The 19,889-nt window shown below is 52.1% G+C and carries 19 protein-coding genes; 15 read left to right on the top strand and 4 right to left on the bottom strand.

The window, feature by feature from the left end:
- Position 1 precedes the first annotated feature (1 nt).
- The 3 genes from leuB to leuL form a co-directional block, all read right to left on the bottom strand.
- A complete protein-coding gene (leuB, locus tag ACK8NJ_RS19490) occupies positions 2 to 1,093 on the bottom strand; it encodes a 3-isopropylmalate dehydrogenase (protein WP_025210186.1) in 1,092 nt (363 codons plus the stop codon).
- Positions 1,093 to 2,664: a 2-isopropylmalate synthase gene (gene leuA / locus ACK8NJ_RS19485; protein WP_000082846.1), complete on the bottom strand. Its 1,572-nt coding sequence runs from the start codon at positions 2,662 to 2,664 to the stop codon at positions 1,093 to 1,095. Before leuA ends, leuB begins: the two co-directional genes overlap by 1 nt.
- 92 nt (positions 2,665 to 2,756) lie before the next feature.
- Complete coding sequence (gene leuL / locus ACK8NJ_RS19480; RefSeq protein WP_001300467.1) at positions 2,757 to 2,843, bottom strand: leu operon leader peptide; 87 nt, start codon at positions 2,841 to 2,843, stop codon at positions 2,757 to 2,759.
- Between the two features lie 658 nt (positions 2,844 to 3,501).
- On the opposite strand from leuL, the gene leuO reads away from it, so the two are divergent.
- Positions 3,502 to 4,446 carry a transcriptional regulator LeuO gene (gene leuO, locus ACK8NJ_RS19475; RefSeq protein WP_001115472.1) on the top strand — a complete coding sequence of 315 codons (945 nt, stop codon included), beginning with the start codon at positions 3,502 to 3,504 and terminating at the stop codon, positions 4,444 to 4,446.
- Between the two features lie 154 nt (positions 4,447 to 4,600).
- Here the strand turns inward: leuO and ACK8NJ_RS19470 are convergent, their stop codons facing one another.
- Positions 4,601 to 4,645 carry a hypothetical protein gene (locus ACK8NJ_RS19470; RefSeq protein WP_128566915.1) on the bottom strand — a complete coding sequence of 15 codons (45 nt, stop codon included), beginning with the start codon at positions 4,643 to 4,645 and terminating at the stop codon, positions 4,601 to 4,603.
- A gap of 118 nt (positions 4,646 to 4,763) precedes the next feature.
- On the opposite strand from ACK8NJ_RS19470, the gene ilvI reads away from it, so the two are divergent.
- The 14 genes from ilvI to murG all read left to right on the top strand — a co-directional run bounded on the left by ilvI (position 4,764) and on the right by murG (position 19,845).
- Positions 4,764 to 6,488, top strand: coding sequence for an acetolactate synthase 3 large subunit (gene ilvI / locus ACK8NJ_RS19465; RefSeq protein WP_000425652.1), 1,725 nt, complete (start codon positions 4,764 to 4,766; stop codon positions 6,486 to 6,488).
- A gap of 2 nt (positions 6,489 to 6,490) precedes the next feature.
- Entirely contained in the window at positions 6,491 to 6,982 is a 492-nt protein-coding gene (gene ilvN / locus ACK8NJ_RS19460) for an acetolactate synthase small subunit (RefSeq protein WP_001252744.1), read from the top strand.
- Positions 6,983 to 6,993: 11 nt separating this feature from the next.
- Positions 6,994 to 7,080: a fruR/shl operon leader peptide gene (locus ACK8NJ_RS19455; protein WP_001303787.1), complete on the top strand. Its 87-nt coding sequence runs from the start codon at positions 6,994 to 6,996 to the stop codon at positions 7,078 to 7,080.
- 81 nt (positions 7,081 to 7,161) lie between these two features.
- The gene (gene cra / locus ACK8NJ_RS19450; RefSeq protein ID WP_000762401.1) at positions 7,162 to 8,166 is read left to right on the top strand and encodes a catabolite repressor/activator; all 1,005 of its coding nucleotides are present in this window, start codon (positions 7,162 to 7,164) and stop codon (positions 8,164 to 8,166) included.
- A 601-nt stretch (positions 8,167 to 8,767) separates the two neighbouring features.
- Complete coding sequence (gene mraZ, locus ACK8NJ_RS19445) at positions 8,768 to 9,226, top strand: division/cell wall cluster transcriptional repressor MraZ (RefSeq protein WP_001295770.1); 459 nt, start codon at positions 8,768 to 8,770, stop codon at positions 9,224 to 9,226.
- A gap of 1 nt (position 9,227) precedes the next feature.
- Positions 9,228 to 10,169: a 16S rRNA (cytosine(1402)-N(4))-methyltransferase RsmH gene (gene rsmH / locus ACK8NJ_RS19440; RefSeq protein ID WP_000970479.1), complete on the top strand. Its 942-nt coding sequence runs from the start codon at positions 9,228 to 9,230 to the stop codon at positions 10,167 to 10,169.
- Positions 10,166 to 10,531 carry a cell division protein FtsL gene (gene ftsL, locus ACK8NJ_RS19435; RefSeq protein ID WP_000625658.1) on the top strand — a complete coding sequence of 122 codons (366 nt, stop codon included), beginning with the start codon at positions 10,166 to 10,168 and terminating at the stop codon, positions 10,529 to 10,531. The genes rsmH and ftsL overlap by 4 nt, the downstream gene beginning before the upstream one ends.
- Positions 10,532 to 10,546: 15 nt before the next feature.
- Positions 10,547 to 12,313 carry a peptidoglycan glycosyltransferase FtsI gene (gene ftsI / locus ACK8NJ_RS19430; protein ID WP_000642211.1) on the top strand — a complete coding sequence of 589 codons (1,767 nt, stop codon included), beginning with the start codon at positions 10,547 to 10,549 and terminating at the stop codon, positions 12,311 to 12,313.
- Positions 12,300 to 13,787, top strand: a complete 1,488-nt coding sequence (gene murE / locus ACK8NJ_RS19425; RefSeq protein ID WP_328116646.1) for a UDP-N-acetylmuramoyl-L-alanyl-D-glutamate--2,6-diaminopimelate ligase — start codon at positions 12,300 to 12,302, stop codon at positions 13,785 to 13,787. The genes ftsI and murE overlap by 14 nt, the downstream gene beginning before the upstream one ends.
- On the top strand, positions 13,784 to 15,142 hold the full coding sequence (murF, locus tag ACK8NJ_RS19420; protein WP_328116644.1) for a UDP-N-acetylmuramoyl-tripeptide--D-alanyl-D-alanine ligase: 1,359 nt from the start codon (positions 13,784 to 13,786) through the stop codon (positions 15,140 to 15,142). Before murE ends, murF begins: the two co-directional genes overlap by 4 nt.
- On the top strand, positions 15,136 to 16,218 hold the full coding sequence (gene mraY, locus ACK8NJ_RS19415; RefSeq protein WP_000964122.1) for a phospho-N-acetylmuramoyl-pentapeptide-transferase: 1,083 nt from the start codon (positions 15,136 to 15,138) through the stop codon (positions 16,216 to 16,218). Before murF ends, mraY begins: the two co-directional genes overlap by 7 nt.
- Positions 16,219 to 16,220: 2 nt before the next feature.
- A complete protein-coding gene (gene murD, locus ACK8NJ_RS19410; RefSeq protein WP_000796459.1) occupies positions 16,221 to 17,537 on the top strand; it encodes a UDP-N-acetylmuramoyl-L-alanine--D-glutamate ligase in 1,317 nt (438 codons plus the stop codon).
- A complete protein-coding gene (ftsW, locus tag ACK8NJ_RS19405) occupies positions 17,537 to 18,781 on the top strand; it encodes a cell division protein FtsW (protein ID WP_001295532.1) in 1,245 nt (414 codons plus the stop codon). Before murD ends, ftsW begins: the two co-directional genes overlap by 1 nt.
- Complete coding sequence (murG, locus tag ACK8NJ_RS19400; RefSeq protein ID WP_000016559.1) at positions 18,778 to 19,845, top strand: undecaprenyldiphospho-muramoylpentapeptide beta-N-acetylglucosaminyltransferase; 1,068 nt, start codon at positions 18,778 to 18,780, stop codon at positions 19,843 to 19,845. The genes ftsW and murG overlap by 4 nt, the downstream gene beginning before the upstream one ends.
- Positions 19,846 to 19,889 lie beyond the last annotated feature (44 nt).

Raw genomic sequence — 19,889 nt, 5'->3', positions numbered from 1 at the left:
ATTACACCCCTTCTGCCACATAGCGGGCAATGATATCGCCCATTTCATTGGTACTAACGGCGGCAGCGCCACGGGCTAAATCTCCGGTGCGAATGCCTTCTTCTAATGCGCGGTTAATGGCGCGTTCAATGGCGCAAGCCGCATCATCGGCATCCAGGCTGTAGCGCAGCAGCAGTGCCAGCGACAGAATTTGCGCAATCGGGTTGGCGATGTTTTTGCCTGCGATATCTGGTGCTGAGCCGCCTGCCGGTTCATACAAACCAAAACCTTGCTCGTTCAGGCTGGCGGAAGGCAACATCCCCATCGAGCCAGTGATCATTGCGCACTCGTCAGACAGAATGTCGCCAAACAGGTTGGAGCACAGCAGGACGTCAAACTGTGATGGATCTTTAATCAGCTGCATGGTGGCGTTGTCGATGTACATATGCGCCAGTTCGACATCCGGGTATTCCGTGGCGATCTCGTTAACGATCTCCCGCCATAAAATAGAGGATTGCAGCACGTTGGCTTTGTCGATAGACGTCACTTTATGGCGACGTTTACGAGCAGATTCAAACGCGATGCGGGCGATACGTTCAATCTCAAAACGGTGATACACCTCGGTATCAAACGCTTTTTCATATTGTCCGCTACCTTCGCGGCCTTTTGGCTGACCGAAATAGATGCCGCCGGTCAGTTCGCGCACACACAGGATGTCGAAGCCGTTAGCGGCAATGTCAGCACGCAGCGGACAGAATGCTTCCAGCCCCTGATACAGTTTTGCCGGACGCAGATTGCTGAATAATTTGAAGTGTTTACGCAAAGGCAACAGTGCGCCGCGTTCTGGTTGCTGGTCTGGCGGCAAATGTTCCCACTTCGGACCACCTACCGAGCCAAACAGCACGGCATCGGCTTGCTCACAACCTTCAACCGTCGCAGGCGGCAGCGGCTGCCCGTGGTTATCAATGGCTGCGCCGCCTACATCGTAATGGCTGGTGGTGATACGCATCGCAAAGCGGTTGCGCACGGCATCCAGAACTTTCAGCGCCTGGGTCATCACTTCCGGACCAATACCGTCCCCCGGCAATACGGCAATATGGTAATTCTTCGACATCACACGGTTTCCTTGTTGTTTTCGTTGTGTTGAGCTTTGCGTTGCAACTCTTTTTCGACTTCTGCGGCGCGCCAGATATTGTTCAGTACATGCACCATGGCTTTGGCGGAGGACTCGACAATATCGGTGGCCAGGCCGACGCCGTGGAAGCGGCGACCGTTGTAGTTGGCGACAATATCCACCTGACCCAGCGCATCTTTACCGTGGCCTTTGGCGGTCAGGCTGTATTTCACCAGTTCGACGTTATAGTCAGTGATGCGGTTAATTGCCTGATAGACGGCATCGACCGGACCGTTACCGTTGGCGGCTTCTGCTTTGACTTCTTCGCCGCAGGCCAGTTTGACGGCGGCAGTGGCAATATCGTTAGAGCCAGACTGCACGCTGAAGTAATCCAGACGGAAATGCTCTGGCTCTTCTTGCTGCTTACCGATGAAGGCCAGCGCCTCCAGATCGTAATCAAACACCTGACCTTTTTTGTCCGCCAGCTTCAGGAAAGCATCGTACAAATTGTCTAAATTATATTCACTTTCTTTATACCCCATCTCATCCATGCGGTGTTTTACTGCCGCACGTCCCGAACGAGAGGTCAGATTCAGCTGGATTTGGTTCAAACCAATAGATTCTGGTGTCATGATTTCGTAGTTTTCGCGGTTTTTCAGCACACCATCCTGATGAATACCGGAGGAGTGTGCGAATGCGCCGCTGCCAACAATGGCTTTGTTTGCTGGGATCGGCATATTACAAATCTGGCTAACTAACTGGCTGGTGCGCCATATCTCCTGGTGATTAATGGCGGTGTGGACGTTGAGAATATCCTTACGAACTTTGATCGCCATGATGACTTCTTCCAGCGAACAGTTACCGGCGCGTTCGCCGATCCCGTTCATCGCGCCTTCTACCTGCCGTGCTCCGGCATGTACTGCCGCCAGTGAGTTGCCGACCGCCAGGCCTAAATCGTCGTGGGTATGTACGGAAATAATGGCTTTGTCGATGTTAGGTACGCGTTCATACAGCCCGCTGATGATTCCGGCGAACTCAAACGGCATGGTGTAGCCCACGGTGTCCGGAATGTTGATGGTGGTGGCACCGGCATTAATCGCCGCTTCGACCACTCGCGCCAGATCGGCAATGGGTGTACGCCCGGCATCTTCGCAAGAAAATTCAACATCATCGGTGTAATTACGGGCGCGTTTCACCATATAGATAGCGCGTTCGATCACCTCGTCCAGCGTGCTGCGCAGCTTGGTGGCGATGTGCATTGGGGAGGTAGCAATAAAGGTATGAATACGGAAGGCTTCGGCGACTTTCAGGGATTCGGCCGCCACGTCGATATCTTTTTCCACGCAGCGAGCTAACGCACATACGCGGCTGTTTTTAACCTGGCGGGCGATGGTTTGCACCGATTCAAAATCGCCCGGCGAAGAGACGGGGAAACCGACTTCCATCACGTCAACACCCATACGCTCAAGGGCCAGCGCAATTTGCAGTTTTTCTTTCACACTCAAGCTTGCCTGTAACGCCTGTTCACCGTCGCGCAATGTGGTATCGAAAATAATGACTTGCTGGCTCATGGTTTGGGTCCTTGTCTCTTTTTGAGCGCCTCGCTTCGGGCATAAAAAAACCCGCGCAATGGCGCGGGTTTTTTGTTTGACTGCGTGCTGGCTTAATGCTGGATGCCGCTCACTCGTCTACCGCGCAAAGAAGATGCGTTTAGTAGTAGTAGACCGATAAAGCGAACGATGTGAGTCATTAAATCAGCTCCAGATGAATGCGATATGCTTTTAGAGTTACTGGATACAAAAACGGATGTCAACCCTGACGCAATAAAAACGTCCCGCCAGCATGAGTTCTGCATCCGTAAAATTAGCTAATTGTGCTGCGGTGGTTAAAGTAAGCGATATTAATTTCTGCTTAACTACCGCCGCTTATCATCGGTTGACATATTTCAGAATAAATTTTTGCATCTAATCGACGAGGGAAAGGGGGATAAAATGCACGCGTTACAAAACCTATCCTGATGATTTGTATTGAATTATATGTTTTGCGAATTTTTTGATATTCATTTGGTGAATATTATTGATCAATTAATGTTAAGAATTAATGCATTAAACATATAAATTAATTATTAAAAAAGCACATTTAATCCATTTTGTGGATGATTGAGTATTCGTGGTAGTTATGATTAGATTGTTTTCGCAACAAAAACATTATGGATTATTATGCTGTGGTAAATGACGCTTTCCACGGCAATGGATTCTGTTTTTATAAGAACCCGTATCTTTATGTTTTCCTAATTTTACTCATTTTCCTTTTTCTTATTTTATATGCATGATAAATCATATTCTCGAGGATTATTTCTCTGCATTCCAATAAGGGAAAGGGAGTTAAGTGTGACAGTGGAGTTAAGTATGCCAGAGGTACAAACAGATCATCCAGAGACGGCGGAGTTAAGCAAGCCACAGCTACGCATGGTCGATCTCAACTTATTAACCGTTTTCGATGCCGTGATGCAGGAGCAAAACATTACCCGTGCCGCTCATGTTCTGGGAATGTCGCAACCTGCGGTCAGTAACGCTGTTGCACGCCTGAAGGTGATGTTTAATGACGAGCTTTTTGTTCGTTATGGCCGTGGTATTCAACCGACTGCTCGCGCATTTCAACTTTTTGGTTCAGTTCGTCAGGCATTGCAACTAGTACAAAATGAATTACCAGGTTCAGGCTTTGAGCCTGCCAGTAGTGAACGTGTATTTCATCTTTGTGTCTGCAGCCCGTTAGACAGCATTCTGACCTCGCAGATTTATAATCACATTGAGCAGATTGCGCCAAATATACATGTTATGTTCAAGTCTTCATTAAATCAGAACACTGAACATCAGCTGCGTTATCAGGAAACGGAGTTTGTGATTAGTTATGAAGACTTCCATCGTCCTGAATTTACCAGCGTGCCATTATTTAAAGATGAAATGGTGCTGGTAGCCAGCAAAAATCATCCAACAATTAAAGGCCCGTTACTGAAACATGATGTTTATAACGAACAACATGCGGCGGTTTCGCTCGATCGTTTCGCGTCATTTAGTCAACCGTGGTATGACACGGTAGATAAGCAAGCCAGTATCGCGTATCAGGGCATGGCAATGATGAGCGTACTTAGCGTGGTGTCGCAAACGCATCTGGTCGCTATAGCGCCGCGTTGGCTGGCTGAAGAGTTCGCTGAATCCTTAGAGTTACAGGTTTTACCGCTACCGTTAAAACAAAATAGCAGGACCTGTTATCTCTCCTGGCATGAAGCTGCCGGGCGCGATAAAGGCCATCAGTGGATGGAAGAGCAATTAGTCTCAATTTGCAAACGCTAACTGAATGCAGAATAGATCAGACATGAATGTCTGGTTTATTCTGCATTTTCTATTGAATGTAGAATTTTATCCTGAATGTGTGGACTCTCTATTTTAGGATTAATTAAAAAAATAGAGAAATTGCTGTAAGTTGTGGGATTCAGCCGATTTATTATCAATTTAATCCTTCGTAATGGAGGATTTTATCGTTTCTTTTCACCTTTCCTCCTGTTTATTCTTATTACCCTGCGTTTATGTCTCTGGCTGCCAATTGCTTAAGCAAGATCGGACGGTTAATGTGTTTTACACATTTTTTCCGTCAAACAGTGAGGCAGGCCATGGAGATGTTGTCTGGAGCCGAGATGGTCGTCCGATCGCTTATCGATCAGGGCGTTAAACAAGTATTCGGTTATCCCGGAGGCGCAGTCCTTGATATTTACGATGCATTGCATACCGTGGGTGGTATTGATCATGTATTAGTTCGTCATGAGCAGGCGGCGGTGCATATGGCCGATGGTCTGGCGCGCGCGACCGGGGAAGTCGGCGTCGTGCTGGTAACGTCGGGTCCAGGGGCGACCAATGCGATTACTGGCATTGCCACCGCTTATATGGATTCCATTCCATTAGTTGTCCTTTCCGGGCAGGTAGCGACCTCGTTGATAGGCTACGATGCCTTTCAGGAGTGCGACATGGTGGGGATTTCTCGCCCGGTGGTTAAACACAGTTTTCTGGTTAAGCAAACGGAAGACATTCCGCAGGTGCTGAAAAAGGCTTTCTGGCTGGCGGCAAGTGGTCGCCCTGGGCCCGTGGTCGTTGATTTACCCAAAGATATTCTTAATCCGGCGAACAAATTACCCTACGTCTGGCCGGAGTCGGTCAGTATGCGATCTTACAATCCCACGACCTCCGGGCATAAAGGGCAAATTAAGCGCGCTCTGCAAACGCTGGTGGCGGCAAAAAAACCGGTTGTCTATGTAGGCGGTGGGGCAATCACGGCGGGCTGTCATCAGCAGCTAAAAGAAACGGTGGAGGCGTTGAATCTGCCCGTTGTTTCCTCATTAATGGGGCTGGGGGCGTTTCCGGCAACGCATCGTCAGGCACTGGGCATGCTGGGAATGCACGGCACCTACGAAGCTAATATGACGATGCATAACGCGGATGTGATTTTTGCCGTCGGGGTACGTTTTGATGACCGAACGACGAACAATCTGGCGAAGTACTGCCCAAATGCCACGGTTCTGCATATCGATATTGATCCTACTTCCATTTCTAAAACCGTGACTGCTGATATCCCGATTGTGGGGGATGCTCGCCAGGTCCTCGAACAAATGCTTGAACTCCTGTCGCAAGAATCCGTCCATCAACCGCTGGATGAGATCCGCGACTGGTGGCAGCAGATTGAACAGTGGCGCGCTCGTCAGTGCCTGAAATATGACTCTTACAGTGAAAAGATTAAACCGCAGGCGGTGATCGAGACTCTTTGGCGGTTGACGAAGGGAGACGCTTACGTGACGTCCGATGTCGGGCAGCACCAGATGTTTGCTGCGCTTTATTATCCATTCGACAAACCGCGTCGCTGGATCAACTCTGGCGGCCTCGGCACGATGGGTTTTGGTTTACCTGCGGCACTGGGCGTCAAAATGGCGTTGCCAGAAGAAACCGTGGTTTGCGTCACTGGCGACGGCAGTATTCAGATGAACATTCAGGAACTGTCTACCGCGTTGCAATACGAGTTGCCCGTACTGGTGGTGAATCTCAATAACCGCTATCTGGGGATGGTGAAACAGTGGCAGGACATGATCTATTCCGGCCGTCATTCACAATCTTATATGCAGTCACTACCCGATTTCGTTCGTCTGGCGGAAGCCTATGGTCACGTCGGGATCCAGATTTCTCATCCGCAAGAACTGGAAAGCAAACTTAGCGAGGCGCTGGAACAGGTGCGCAATAATCGCCTGGTGTTTGTTGATGTCACCGTCGATGGCAGTGAGCACGTCTACCCGATGCAGATTCGCGGGGGCGGAATGGATGAAATGTGGTTAAGCAAAACGGAGAGAACCTGATTATGCGCCGGATATTATCAGTCTTACTCGAAAATGAATCAGGCGCGTTATCCCGCGTGATTGGCCTTTTTTCCCAGCGTGGCTACAACATTGAAAGCCTGACCGTTGCGCCAACCGACGATCCGACATTATCGCGTATGACCATCCAGACCGTGGGCGATGAAAAAGTGCTTGAGCAGATCGAAAAGCAATTACACAAGCTGGTCGATGTATTACGCGTGAGCGAGTTAGGGCAGGGCGCGCATGTTGAGCGGGAAATCATGCTGGTGAAAATTCAGGCCAGCGGCTACGGGCGTGACGAAGTGAAACGTAATACGGAAATATTCCGTGGGCAAATTATCGATGTCACACCCTCGCTTTATACCGTTCAATTAGCAGGTACCAGCGATAAGCTTGATGCATTTTTAGCATCGATTCGCGATGTGGCGAAAATTGTGGAAGTTGCTCGCTCTGGTGTGGTCGGACTTTCGCGCGGCGATAAAATAATGCGTTGAGAATGATCTCAATGCGCAATTTGCAGCCCAACATGTCACGTTGGGCTTTTTTTGCGAAATCAGTGGGAACCTGGAATAAAAGCAGTTGCCGCAGTTAATTTTCTGCGCTTAGATGTTAATGAATTTAACCCATACCAGTACAATGGCTATGGTTTTTACATTTTACGCAAGGGGCAATTGTGAAACTGGATGAAATCGCTCGGCTGGCGGGAGTGTCGCGGACCACTGCAAGCTATGTTATTAACGGCAAAGCGAAGCAATACCGTGTGAGCGACAAAACCGTTGAAAAAGTCATGGCTGTGGTGCGTGAGCACAATTACCACCCGAACGCCGTGGCAGCTGGGCTTCGTGCTGGACGCACACGTTCTATTGGTCTTGTGATCCCCGATCTGGAGAACACCAGCTATACCCGCATCGCTAACTATCTTGAACGCCAGGCGCGGCAAAGGGGTTATCAACTGCTGATTGCCTGCTCGGAAGATCAGCCCGACAACGAAATGCGTTGTATCGAGCATCTTTTGCAGCGTCAGGTTGATGCCATTATTGTTTCGACGTCGTTACCACCTGAGCATCCTTTTTATCAACGCTGGGCTAACGACCCGTTCCCGATTGTCGCGCTGGACCGCGCCCTCGATCGTGAACACTTCACCAGCGTGGTTGGTGCCGATCAGGATGATGCCGAAATGCTGGCGGAAGAGTTACGTAAGTTTCCCGCCGAGACGGTACTTTATCTTGGCGCGCTGCCGGAGCTTTCTGTCAGCTTCCTGCGTGAACAAGGTTTCCGTACTGCCTGGAAAGATGATCCGCGCGAAGTGCATTTCCTTTATGCCAACAGCTATGAGCGGGAGGCGGCTGCCCAGTTATTCGAAAAATGGCTGGAAACGCATCCGATGCCGCAGGCACTGTTCACAACGTCGTTTGCGTTGTTGCAAGGGGTGATGGATGTCACGCTACGTCGTGACGGCAAACTGCCTTCTGACCTGGCAATTGCCACCTTTGGCGATAACGAACTGCTCGACTTCTTACAGTGCCCGGTGCTGGCAGTGGCTCAACGTCACCGCGATGTCGCAGAGCGTGTGCTGGAGATTGTCCTGGCAAGCCTGGACGAACCGCGTAAGCCAAAACCTGGTTTAACGCGCATTAAACGTAATCTCTATCGCCGCGGCGTGCTCAGCCGTAGCTAAGCCGCGAACAAAAATACGCGCCAGGTGAATTTCTCTCTGGCGCGTTGAGTACGGGAATGGATATCAATATCCTTAAAGTAAATAAGACTATTCCTGGCTATTATTGATAAATGCTTTTAAACCTGCCCGTTAATTACCTCACCAGCTGAAATTCACAATAATTAAGTGATATCGATAGCGCGTTTTTGCATTATTTTGTTACATGCAGAGATGAATTGCCGATTTAACAAACACTTTTCTTTGCTTTTGCGCAAACCCGCTGGCATCAAGCGCCACACAGACGCAACAGGGACTGTTAACCGGGGAAGATATGTCCTAAAATGCCGCTCGCGTCGCAAACTGACACTTTATATTTGCTGTGGAAAATAGTTAGTCATTTTAAAACGGTGATGACGATGAGGGATTTTTTCTTACAGCTATTCATAACGTTAATTTGCTTCGCACGTTGGACGTAAAATAAACAACGCTGATATTAGCCGTAAACATCGGGTTTTTTACCTCGGTATGCCTTGTGACTGGCTTGACAAGCTTTTCCTCCGCTCCGTAAACTCCTTTCAGTGGGAAATTGTGGGGCAAAGTGGGAATAAGGGGTGAGGCTGGCATGTTCCGGGGAGCAACGTTAGTCAATCTCGACAGCAAAGGGCGCTTATCAGTGCCTACCCGTTATCGGGAACAGCTGCTTGAGAACGCTGCCGGTCAAATGGTTTGCACCATTGACATTCATCACCCGTGCCTGCTGCTTTACCCCCTGCCTGAATGGGAAATTATCGAGCAAAAATTATCGCGTCTGTCGAGCATGAACCCGGTTGAGCGCCGTGTGCAGCGCCTACTGTTAGGTCATGCCAGCGAATGTCAGATGGATGGCGCAGGTCGATTGTTAATCGCGCCAGTACTGCGGCAACATGCCGGGCTGACAAAAGAAGTGATGCTGGTTGGACAGTTCAACAAGTTTGAGCTGTGGGATGAAACAACCTGGCATCAACAGGTCAAGGAAGATATCGACGCAGAGCAGTTGGCTACCGGAGACTTATCGGAGCGACTGCAGGACTTGTCTCTATAAAATGATGGAAAACTATAAACATACTACGGTGCTGCTGGATGAAGCCGTTAATGGCCTCAATATCCGTCCTGATGGCATCTACATTGATGGGACTTTTGGTCGCGGTGGTCACTCACGTCTGATCCTCTCGCAGCTTGGCGAAGAGGGGCGTTTGCTGGCGATCGATCGCGACCCGCAGGCTATCGCCGTTGCGAAGACTATTGATGATCCGCGCTTCTCCATCATCCACGGACCTTTCTCCGCGCTGGGCGAATATGTTGCCGAGCGCGATCTTATCGGCAAGATCGACGGCATCCTCCTCGATCTTGGCGTCTCTTCACCGCAACTTGATGATGCTGAACGCGGCTTTTCCTTTATGCGCGATGGTCCGCTGGACATGCGTATGGACCCAACCCGTGGGCAGTCAGCCGCTGAATGGCTACAAACCGCAGAAGAAGCCGATATCGCCTGGGTATTGAAAACCTACGGTGAAGAGCGTTTTGCCAAACGCATTGCCCGCGCCATTGTCGAGCGAAACCGCGAACAGCCGATGACCCGCACCAAAGAACTGGCGGAAGTCGTGGCTGCCGCAACGCCGGTGAAAGATAAGTTTAAACATCCCGCGACCCGTACCTTCCAGGCGGTGCGCATTTGGGTAAACAGTGAACTGGAGGAGATAGAGCAGGCGCTAAAAAGCTCGCTCAACGTGCTGGCCCCGGGTGGGCGGCTTTCGATCATCAGCTTCCACTCACTGGAAGACCGTATTGTGAAACGTTTTATGCGTGAAAACAGCCGCGGTCCGCAAGTTCCGGCAGGGTTACCGATGACTGAAGAGCAGCTCAAAAAACTGGGTGGCCGTCAGCTGCGAGCACTAGGCAAGTTAATGCCGGGCGAAGAAGAGGTGGCTGAGAACCCTCGTGCCCGTAGTTCAGTTCTGCGTATTGCAGAGAGGACGAACGCATGATCAGCAGAGTGACAGAAGCTCTAAGCAAAGTTAAAGGATCGATGGGAAGCCACGAGCGCCATGCATTGCCTGGTGTTATCGGTGACGATCTTTTGCGATTTGGGAAGCTGCCACTCTGCCTGTTCATTTGCATTATTTTGACGGCGGTGACTGTGGTAACCACGGCGCACCATACCCGTTTACTGACCGCTCAGCGCGAACAACTGGTGCTGGAGCGAGATGCTTTAGACATTGAATGGCGCAACCTGATCCTTGAAGAGAATGCGCTCGGCGACCATAGCCGGGTGGAAAGGATCGCCACGGAAAAGCTGCAAATGCAGCATGTTGATCCGTCACAAGAAAATATCGTAGTGCAAAAATAAGGATAAACGCGACGCATGAAAGCAGCGGCGAAAACGCAGAAACCAAAACGTCAGGAAGAACATGCCAACTTTATCAGTTGGCGTTTTGCGTTGTTATGCGGCTGTATTCTCCTGGCGCTGGCTTTTCTGCTCGGACGCGTAGCGTGGTTACAAGTTATCTCCCCGGATATGCTGGTAAAAGAGGGCGACATGCGTTCTCTTCGCGTTCAGCAAGTTTCCACCTCCCGCGGCATGATTACTGACCGTTCTGGTCGCCCGTTAGCGGTGAGCGTGCCGGTTAAAGCGATTTGGGCTGACCCGAAAGAAGTGCATGACGCTGGCGGTATCAGCGTCGGTGATCGCTGGAAGGCGCTGGCTAACGCACTCAATATTCCGCTGGATCAGCTTTCAGCCCGCATTAACGCCAACCCGAAAGGGCGCTTTATTTATCTGGCGCGTCAGGTAAACCCTGACATGGCAGAGTACATCAAAAAACTGAAACTGCCGGGGATTCATCTGCGTGAAGAATCTCGCCGTTATTATCCATCCGGCGAAGTGACCGCTCACCTCATCGGCTTTACTAACGTCGATAGTCAGGGGATTGAGGGCGTCGAGAAGAGTTTCGATAAATGGCTTACCGGGCAGCCGGGTGAGCGCATTGTGCGTAAAGACCGCTATGGTCGCGTAATTGAAGATATCTCTTCCACCGACAGTCAGGCGGCGCACAACCTGGCGCTGAGTATTGATGAACGCCTGCAGGCGCTGGTTTATCGCGAACTGAACAACGCGGTGGCCTTTAACAAAGCTGAATCTGGTAGCGCCGTGCTGGTGGATGTCAACACCGGTGAAGTGCTGGCGATGGCTAACAGCCCGTCATACAACCCAAACAATCTGAGTGGCACGCCGAAAGAGGCGATGCGTAACCGTACCATCACTGACGTGTTTGAACCGGGTTCAACGGTTAAACCGATGGTGGTGATGACCGCGTTGCAACGTGGCGTAGTGCGGGAAAACTCGGTACTCAATACCATTCCTTATCGAATTAACGGCCACGAAATCAAAGACGTGGCACGCTACAGCGAATTAACCCTGACCGGGGTATTACAGAAGTCGAGTAACGTCGGTGTTTCCAAGCTGGCGTTAGCGATGCCGTCCTCAGCGTTAGTAGATACTTACTCACGTTTTGGACTGGGAAAAGCGACCAATTTGGGGTTGGTCGGAGAACGCAGTGGCTTATATCCTCAAAAACAACGGTGGTCTGACATAGAGAGGGCCACCTTCTCTTTCGGCTACGGGCTAATGGTAACACCGTTACAGTTAGCGCGAGTCTACGCAACTATCGGCAGCTACGGCATTTATCGCCCACTGTCGATTACCAAAGTTGACCCCCCGGTTCCCGGTGAACGAGTCTTCCCGGAATCCATTGTTCGCACCGTGGTGCATATGATGGAAAGCGTGGCGCTACCGGGTGGTGGCGGCGTGAAGGCGGCGATTAAGGGCTATCGTATCGCCATTAAAACCGGTACCGCGAAAAAGGTCGGGCCGGACGGTCGCTACATCAATAAATATATTGCTTATACCGCAGGCGTTGCGCCTGCGAGTCAGCCGCGCTTCGCGCTGGTTGTTGTTATCAACGATCCGCAGGCGGGTAAATACTACGGCGGCGCCGTTTCCGCGCCGGTCTTTGGTGCCATCATGGGCGGCGTATTGCGTACCATGAACATCGAGCCGGATGCGCTGACAACGGGCGATAAAAATGAATTTGTGATTAATCAAGGCGAGGGGACAGGTGGCAGATCGTAATTTGCGCGACCTTCTTGCTCCGTGGGTGCCAGACGCACCTTCGCGAGCACTGCGAGAGATGACACTCGACAGCCGTGTGGCTGCGGCGGGCGATCTCTTTGTAGCTGTAGTAGGTCATCAGGCGGACGGGCGTCGATATATCCCGCAGGCGATAGCGCAAGGTGTGGCTGCCATTATTGCAGAGGCGAAAGATGAGGCGACCGACGGTGAAATCCGTGAAATGCACGGCGTACCGGTCATCTATCTCAGCCAGCTCAACGAGCGTTTATCTGCACTGGCGGGCCGCTTTTACCATGAACCCTCTGACAATTTACGTCTCGTGGGCGTAACGGGCACCAACGGCAAAACCACGACGACCCAGCTGCTGGCGCAGTGGAGCCAACTGCTTGGCGAAACCAGCGCGGTAATGGGCACCGTTGGTAACGGCCTGCTGGGGAAAGTGATCCCGACAGAAAATACAACCGGTTCGGCAGTCGATGTTCAGCATGGGCTGGCGGGGCTGGTGGATCAGGGCGCGACTTTTTGCGCAATGGAAGTTTCCTCCCACGGACTGGTACAGCACCGTGTGGCGGCATTGAAATTTGCGGCGTCGGTCTTTACCAACTTAAGCCGCGATCACCTTGATTATCATGGTGATATGGAACACTACGAAGCCGCGAAATGGCTGCTTTATTCTGAGCATCATTGCGGTCAGGCGATTATTAACGCCGACGATGAAGTGGGCCGCCGCTGGCTGGCAAAACTGCCAGACGCAGTTGCGGTATCAATGGAAGATCATATCAATCCGAACTGTCACGGACGCTGGTTGAAAGCGACTGAAGTGAACTATCACGACAGCGGTGCGACGATTCGCTTTAGTTCAAGTTGGGGCGATGGGGAAATTGAAAGCCATCTGATGGGCGCTTTTAACGTCAGCAACCTGCTGCTGGCGCTGGCGACGCTGCTGGCGCTGGGCTATCCGTTGTCTGACCTGCTGAAAACTGCCGCACGCCTGCAGCCGGTTTGTGGACGTATGGAAGTGTTCACTGCGCCAGGCAAACCGACGGTAGTGGTGGATTACGCGCATACGCCGGATGCACTGGAAAAAGCCTTACAGGCGGCGCGCCTGCACTGTGCGGGCAAGCTGTGGTGCGTCTTTGGCTGTGGTGGCGATCGTGATAAAGGCAAACGTCCACTGATGGGCGCAATTGCTGAAGAGTTTGCTGACGTGGCGGTGGTAACGGACGATAACCCGCGTACCGAAGAACCGCGTGCCATCATCAACGATATTCTGGCGGGAATGTTAGATGCCGGACATGCCAAAGTGATGGAAGGCCGTGCTGAAGCGGTGACTTGCGCCGTTATGCAGGCTAAAGAGAATGATGTGGTACTGGTCGCGGGCAAAGGCCATGAGGATTACCAGATTGTTGGCAATCAGCGTCTGGACTACTCCGATCGCGTCACGGTGGCGCGTCTGCTGGGGGTGATTGCATGATTAGCGTAACCCTTAGCCAACTTACCGATATTCTCAACGGTGAACTGCAAGGTGCAGATATCACCCTTGATGCTGTAACCACTGACACGCGAAAACTGACGCCGGGCTGCCTGTTTGTTGCCCTGAAAGGCGAACGTTTCGATGCTCATGATTTTGCCGACCAGGCGAAAGCTGGCGGCGCGGGCGCACTACTGGTCAGCCGTCCGCTGGATATCGATCTGCCGCAGTTAATCGTCAAGGATACGCGTCTGGCGTTTGGTGAACTGGCTGCATGGGTTCGCCAGCAAGTTCCGGCGCGCGTGGTTGCTCTGACGGGCTCCTCCGGCAAAACCTCTGTTAAAGAGATGACGGCGGCAATTTTAAGCCAGTGTGGCAACACGCTTTATACGGCAGGCAATCTCAACAACGACATCGGCGTGCCGATGACGCTGTTGCGCTTAACGCCGGAATACGATTACGCAGTTATTGAACTTGGCGCGAACCATCAGGGCGAAATTGCCTGGACTGTGAGTCTGACTCGCCCGGAAGCGGCGCTGGTCAATAACCTGGCGGCAGCGCATCTGGAAGGTTTCGGTTCTTTGGCTGGCGTGGCAAAAGCGAAAGGCGAAATCTTTAGCGGCTTGCCGGAAAACGGTATCGCCATTATGAATGCCGACAACAACGACTGGCTGAACTGGCAGAGCGTAATTGGCTCACGCAAAGTGTGGCGTTTCTCACCCAATGCCGCCAACAGCGATTTCACCGCCACCAACATCCATGTGACTTCGCACGGTACGGAATTTACCCTGCAAACCCCAACCGGTAGCGTCGATGTTCTGCTGCCGCTTCCAGGGCGTCACAATATTGCGAATGCGCTGGCAGCCGCTGCGCTCTCCATGTCCGTGGGCGCGACGCTTGATGCTATCAAAGCGGGGCTGGCAAATCTGAAAGCTGTTCCAGGCCGTCTGTTCCCCATCCAGCTGGCGGAAAACCAGTTGCTGCTCGACGACTCCTACAACGCCAATGTCGGTTCAATGACCGCAGCAGTCCAGGTACTGGCTGAAATGCCGGGCTACCGCGTGCTGGTGGTGGGCGATATGGCGGAACTGGGCGCTGAAAGCGAAGCCTGCCATATACAGGTGGGCGAAGCGGCAAAAGCAGCTGGTATTGACCGCGTGTTAAGCGTGGGTAAACAAAGCCATGCTATCAGCACCGCCAGCGGCGTTGGCGAACATTTTTCCGATAAAACTGCGCTTATCGCGCGTCTTAAATCACTGATTACTGAGCAACAGGTAATTACGATTTTAGTTAAGGGTTCACGTAGTGCTGCCATGGAAGAGGTAGTACGCGCTTTACAGGAGAATGGGACATGTTAGTTTGGCTGGCCGAACATTTGGTCAAATATTATTCCGGCTTTAACGTCTTTTCCTATCTGACGTTTCGCGCCATCGTCAGCCTGCTGACTGCGCTGTTCATCTCATTGTGGATGGGCCCGCGCATGATTGCTCATTTGCAAAAACTTTCCTTTGGTCAGGTAGTGCGTAACGACGGTCCTGAATCACACTTCAGCAAGCGCGGTACGCCGACCATGGGCGGGATTATGATCCTGACAGCGATTGTGATCTCCGTGCTGCTGTGGGCTTACCCATCCAATCCGTACGTCTGGTGCGTACTGGTGGTGCTGGTAGGTTACGGCATCATTGGCTTTGTTGATGACTATCGCAAAGTGGTGCGTAAAGACACCAAAGGGTTGATCGCTCGTTGGAAGTATTTCTGGATGTCGGTCATTGCGCTGGGTGTTGCCTTCGCGCTGTACCTTGCCGGCAAAGACACGCCCGCAACGCAGCTGGTGGTTCCGTTCTTTAAAGATGTGATGCCGCAACTGGGGCTGTTCTACATTCTGCTGGCTTACTTCGTCATTGTGGGTACAGGCAACGCGGTAAACCTGACTGATGGTCTCGACGGTCTGGCAATTATGCCGACCGTATTTGTCGCCGGTGGTTTTGCGCTGGTGGCGTGGGCGACCGGCAACATGAACTTTGCCAGCTATTTACACATACCGTATCTACGACACGCCGGGGAACTGGTCATTGTCTGTACCGCGATAGTCGGGGCAGGGCTGGGCTTCCTGTGGTTTAACACCTATCCGGCGCAGGTCTTTATGGGCGATGTCGGTTCGCTGGCGTTAGGTGGTGCGTTAGGTATTATCGCCGTACTGCTGCGTCAGGAATTCCTGCTGGTGATTATGGGGGGCGTGTTCGTGGTAGAAACACTTTCCGTCATCCTGCAGGTCGGCTCCTTTAAACTGCGCGGACAACGTATTTTCCGCATGGCACCGATTCATCACCACTATGAACTGAAAGGCTGGCCGGAACCGCGCGTCATTGTACGTTTCTGGATTATTTCGCTGATGCTGGTCCTGATTGGTCTGGCAACGCTGAAGGTACGTTAATCATGGCTGATTACCAGGGTAAAAATGTCGTCATTATCGGCCTGGGCCTCACCGGGCTTTCTTGCGTGGACTTTTTCCTCGCTCGCGGTGTGACGCCGCGCGTTATGGATACGCGTATGACACCGCCTGGCCTGGATAAATTACCCGAAGCTGTAGAACGCCACACGGGCGGTCTGAATGATGAATGGCTGATGGCGGCCGATCTGATTGTCGCCAGTCCCGGTATTGCACTGGCGCATCCATCCCTAAGCGCTGCCGCTGATGCCGGAATCGAAATCGTTGGCGATATCGAGCTGTTCTGTCGTGAAGCACAAGCACCGATTGTGGCGATCACCGGTTCTAACGGCAAAAGCACGGTCACCACTCTAGTGGGTGAAATGGCGAAAGCGGCGGGGGTTAACGTTGGTGTGGGTGGCAATATTGGCCTGCCTGCGTTGATGCTGCTGGATGATGAGTGCGAACTGTACGTGCTGGAGCTGTCGAGCTTCCAGCTTGAAACCACCTCCAGTTTACAGGCGGTAGCAGCGACCATTCTGAACGTGACTGAAGATCATATGGATCGCTATCCGTTTGGTTTACAACAGTATCGTGCAGCAAAACTGCGCATTTACGAAAACGCAAAAGTTTGCGTGGTTAATGCTGATGATGCCTTAACAATGCCGATTCGCGGTGCGGATGAACGCTGCGTCAGCTTTGGCGTCAACATGGGTGACTATCACCTGAATCATCAGCAGGGTGAAACCTGGCTGCGGGTGAAAGGCGAGAAAGTGCTGAACGTGAAAGAAATGAAACTTTCCGGGCAGCATAACTACACCAATGCACTGGCAGCTCTGGCACTGGCAGATGCCGCTGGTTTGCCGCGCGCCAGCAGCCTGAAAGCGTTAACCACATTCACTGGTCTGCCGCATCGCTTTGAAGTTGTGCTGGAGCATAACGGTGTGCGCTGGATTAACGATTCAAAAGCGACCAACGTCGGCAGTACGGAAGCGGCGCTGAATGGCCTGCACGTAGACGGCACGCTGCATTTGTTGCTGGGCGGCGATGGTAAATCGGCAGATTTTAGCCCACTGGCGCGTTACCTGAATGGCGATAACGTACGTTTGTATTGTTTCGGTCGTGACGGCGCGCAGCTGGCGGCGCTACGCCCGGAAGTGGCAGAACAAACCGAAACTATGGAACAGGCGATGCGCTTGCTGGCTCCGCGTGTTCAGCCGGGCGATATGGTTCTGCTCTCCCCGGCCTGTGCCAGCCTTGATCAGTTCAAGAACTTTGAACAACGAGGCAATGAGTTTGCCCGTCTGGCGAAGGAGTTAGGTTGATGCGTTTATCTCTCCCTCGCCTGAAAATGCCGCGCCTGCCAGGATTCAGTATTCTGGTCTGGATCTCCACGGCGCTAAAGGGCTGGGTGATGGGCTCGCGGGAAAAAGATACCGACAGCCTGATCATGTACGATCGCACCTTACTGTGGCTGACCTTCGGCCTCGCGGCGATTGGCTTTATCATGGTGACCTCGGCGTCAATGCCCATAGGGCAACGCTTAACCAACGATCCGTTCTTCTTCGCGAAGCGTGATGGCGTCTATCTGATCCTGGCATTCATTCTGGCGATCATTACGCTGCGTCTGCCGATGGAGTTCTGGCAACGTTACAGCGCTACGATGCTACTCGGATCAATCATCCTGTTGATGATCGTTCTGGTAGTGGGTAGCTCTGTTAAAGGGGCATCGCGTTGGATCGATCTCGGCTTGCTACGTATCCAGCCTGCGGAGCTGACAAAACTGTCGTTGTTTTGCTATATCGCCAACTATCTGGTGCGTAAAGGCGACGAAGTACGTAATAACCTGCGCGGCTTCCTGAAACCGATGGGCGTGATTCTGGTGTTGGCAGTGTTACTGCTGGCACAGCCAGACCTTGGTACGGTGGTGGTGTTGTTTGTGACTACGCTGGCGATGTTATTCCTGGCGGGAGCGAAATTGTGGCAGTTCATTGCCATTATCGGTATGGGCATTTCAGCGGTTGTGTTGCTGATCCTCGCCGAACCGTACCGTATCCGCCGTGTTACCGCATTCTGGAACCCGTGGGAAGATCCCTTTGGCAGCGGCTATCAGTTAACGCAATCGCTGATGGCGTTTGGTCGCGGCGAACTGTGGGGGCAAGGTTTAGGTAACTCGGTACAAAAACTGGAGTATCTGCCGGAAGCGCACACTGACTTTATTTTCGCCATTATCGGCGAAGAATTAGGTTATGTCGGTGTGGTACTAGCACTTTTAATGGTATTCTTCGTCGCTTTTCGTGCGATGTCGATTGGCCGTAAAGCATTAGAAATTGACCATCGTTTTTCCGGTTTTCTCGCCTGTTCCATTGGCATCTGGTTTAGCTTCCAGGCGCTGGTGAACGTAGGCGCGGCCGCGGGGATGTTACCGACCAAAGGTCTGACATTGCCGTTGATCAGTTACGGTGGTTCGAGCTTACTGATTATGTCGACAGCCATCATGATGCTGTTGCGTATTGATTATGAAACGCGTCTGGAGAAAGCGCAGGCGTTTGTACGAGGTTCACGATGAGTGGTCAAGGAAAGCGATTAATGGTGATGGCAGGCGGAACCGGTGGACATGTATTCCCGGGACTGGCGGTTGCGCACCATCTAATGGCTCAGGGTTGGCAAGTTCGCTGGCTGGGGACTGCCGACCGTATGGAAGCGGACTTAGTGCCAAAACATGGCATCGAAATTGATTTCATTCGTATCTCTGGTCTGCGTGGAAAAGGTATAAAAGCACTGATAGCTGCGCCACTGCGAATCTTCAACGCCTGGCGTCAGGCGCGGGCGATTATGAAAGCGTACAAACCTGACGTGGTGCTCGGAATGGGCGGCTACGTATCAGGTCCAGGTGGTCTGGCCGCGTGGTCGTTAGGTATTCCGGTTGTACTTCATGAACAAAACGGTATTGCGGGATTAACCAATAAATGGTTGGCGAAGATTGCCACCAAAGTGATGCAGGCGTTTCCAGGCGCTTTCCCTAATGCGGAAGTGGTGGGTAACCCGGTGCGTACCGATGTGCTGGCGCTGCCGTTGCCACAGCAACGTTTGGCTGGACGTGAAGGTCCGGTTCGTGTGTTGGTAGTGGGTGGTTCCCAGGGCGCACGCATTCTTAACCAGACAATGCCGCAGGTTGCTGCGAAACTGGGTGATTCAGTCACTATCTGGCATCAGAGCGGTAAAGGTTCGCAACAATCCGTTGAACAGGCGTATGCCGAAGCGGGGCAACCGCAGCATAAAGTGACGGAATTTATTGATGATATGGCGGCGGCGTATGCGTGGGCGGATGTCGTCGTTTGCCGCTCCGGTGCGTTAACGGTGAGTGAAATCGCTGCGGCGGGACTACCGGCGTTGTTTGTGCCGTTTCAACATAAAGACCGCCAGCAATACTGGAATGCTCTACCGCTGGAAAAAGCGGGCGCAGCCAAAATTATCGAGCAGCCACAGCTTAGCGTGGATGCTGTCGCCAACACCCTGGCCGGGTGGTCGCGAGAAACCTTATTAACCATGGCTGAACGCGCCCGCGCTGCATCCATTCCGGATGCCACCGAGCGAGTGGCAAATGAAGTGAGCCGGGCTGCCCGGGCGTAATTGTAGCGATGCCTTTTGCATCGTATGAATTTAAGAAGTTAATG

Origin of the sequence: Escherichia sp. F1 (assembly GCF_046764225.1) — a bacterium.
GTDB lineage: Bacteria > Pseudomonadota > Gammaproteobacteria > Enterobacterales > Enterobacteriaceae > Escherichia > Escherichia coli.
This window is presented reverse-complemented; position numbering and strand designations above follow the sequence as displayed.

What these genes read in the sequence shown, in the direction of transcription:
- leuB (WP_025210186.1), bottom strand. Translation starts at nt 1,093, where the DNA reads ATGTCGAAGAATTACCATATTGCCGTATTGCCGGGGGACGGTATTGGT.
- leuA (WP_000082846.1), bottom strand. Translation starts at nt 2,664, where the DNA reads ATGAGCCAGCAAGTCATTATTTTCGATACCACATTGCGCGACGGTGAA.
- leuL (WP_001300467.1), bottom strand. Translation starts at nt 2,843, where the DNA reads ATGACTCACATCGTTCGCTTTATCGGTCTACTACTACTAAACGCATCT.
- leuO (WP_001115472.1), top strand. Translation starts at nt 3,502, where the DNA reads ATGCCAGAGGTACAAACAGATCATCCAGAGACGGCGGAGTTAAGCAAG.
- ilvI (WP_000425652.1), top strand. Translation starts at nt 4,764, where the DNA reads ATGGAGATGTTGTCTGGAGCCGAGATGGTCGTCCGATCGCTTATCGAT.
- ilvN (WP_001252744.1), top strand. Translation starts at nt 6,491, where the DNA reads ATGCGCCGGATATTATCAGTCTTACTCGAAAATGAATCAGGCGCGTTA.
- ACK8NJ_RS19455 (WP_001303787.1), top strand. Translation starts at nt 6,994, where the DNA reads ATGCGCAATTTGCAGCCCAACATGTCACGTTGGGCTTTTTTTGCGAAA.
- mraZ (WP_001295770.1), top strand. Translation starts at nt 8,768, where the DNA reads ATGTTCCGGGGAGCAACGTTAGTCAATCTCGACAGCAAAGGGCGCTTA.
- rsmH (WP_000970479.1), top strand. Translation starts at nt 9,228, where the DNA reads ATGATGGAAAACTATAAACATACTACGGTGCTGCTGGATGAAGCCGTT.
- ftsL (WP_000625658.1), top strand. Translation starts at nt 10,166, where the DNA reads ATGATCAGCAGAGTGACAGAAGCTCTAAGCAAAGTTAAAGGATCGATG.
- ftsI (WP_000642211.1), top strand. Translation starts at nt 10,547, where the DNA reads ATGAAAGCAGCGGCGAAAACGCAGAAACCAAAACGTCAGGAAGAACAT.
- murF (WP_328116644.1), top strand. Translation starts at nt 13,784, where the DNA reads ATGATTAGCGTAACCCTTAGCCAACTTACCGATATTCTCAACGGTGAA.
- mraY (WP_000964122.1), top strand. Translation starts at nt 15,136, where the DNA reads ATGTTAGTTTGGCTGGCCGAACATTTGGTCAAATATTATTCCGGCTTT.
- murD (WP_000796459.1), top strand. Translation starts at nt 16,221, where the DNA reads ATGGCTGATTACCAGGGTAAAAATGTCGTCATTATCGGCCTGGGCCTC.
- ftsW (WP_001295532.1), top strand. Translation starts at nt 17,537, where the DNA reads ATGCGTTTATCTCTCCCTCGCCTGAAAATGCCGCGCCTGCCAGGATTC.
- murG (WP_000016559.1), top strand. Translation starts at nt 18,778, where the DNA reads ATGAGTGGTCAAGGAAAGCGATTAATGGTGATGGCAGGCGGAACCGGT.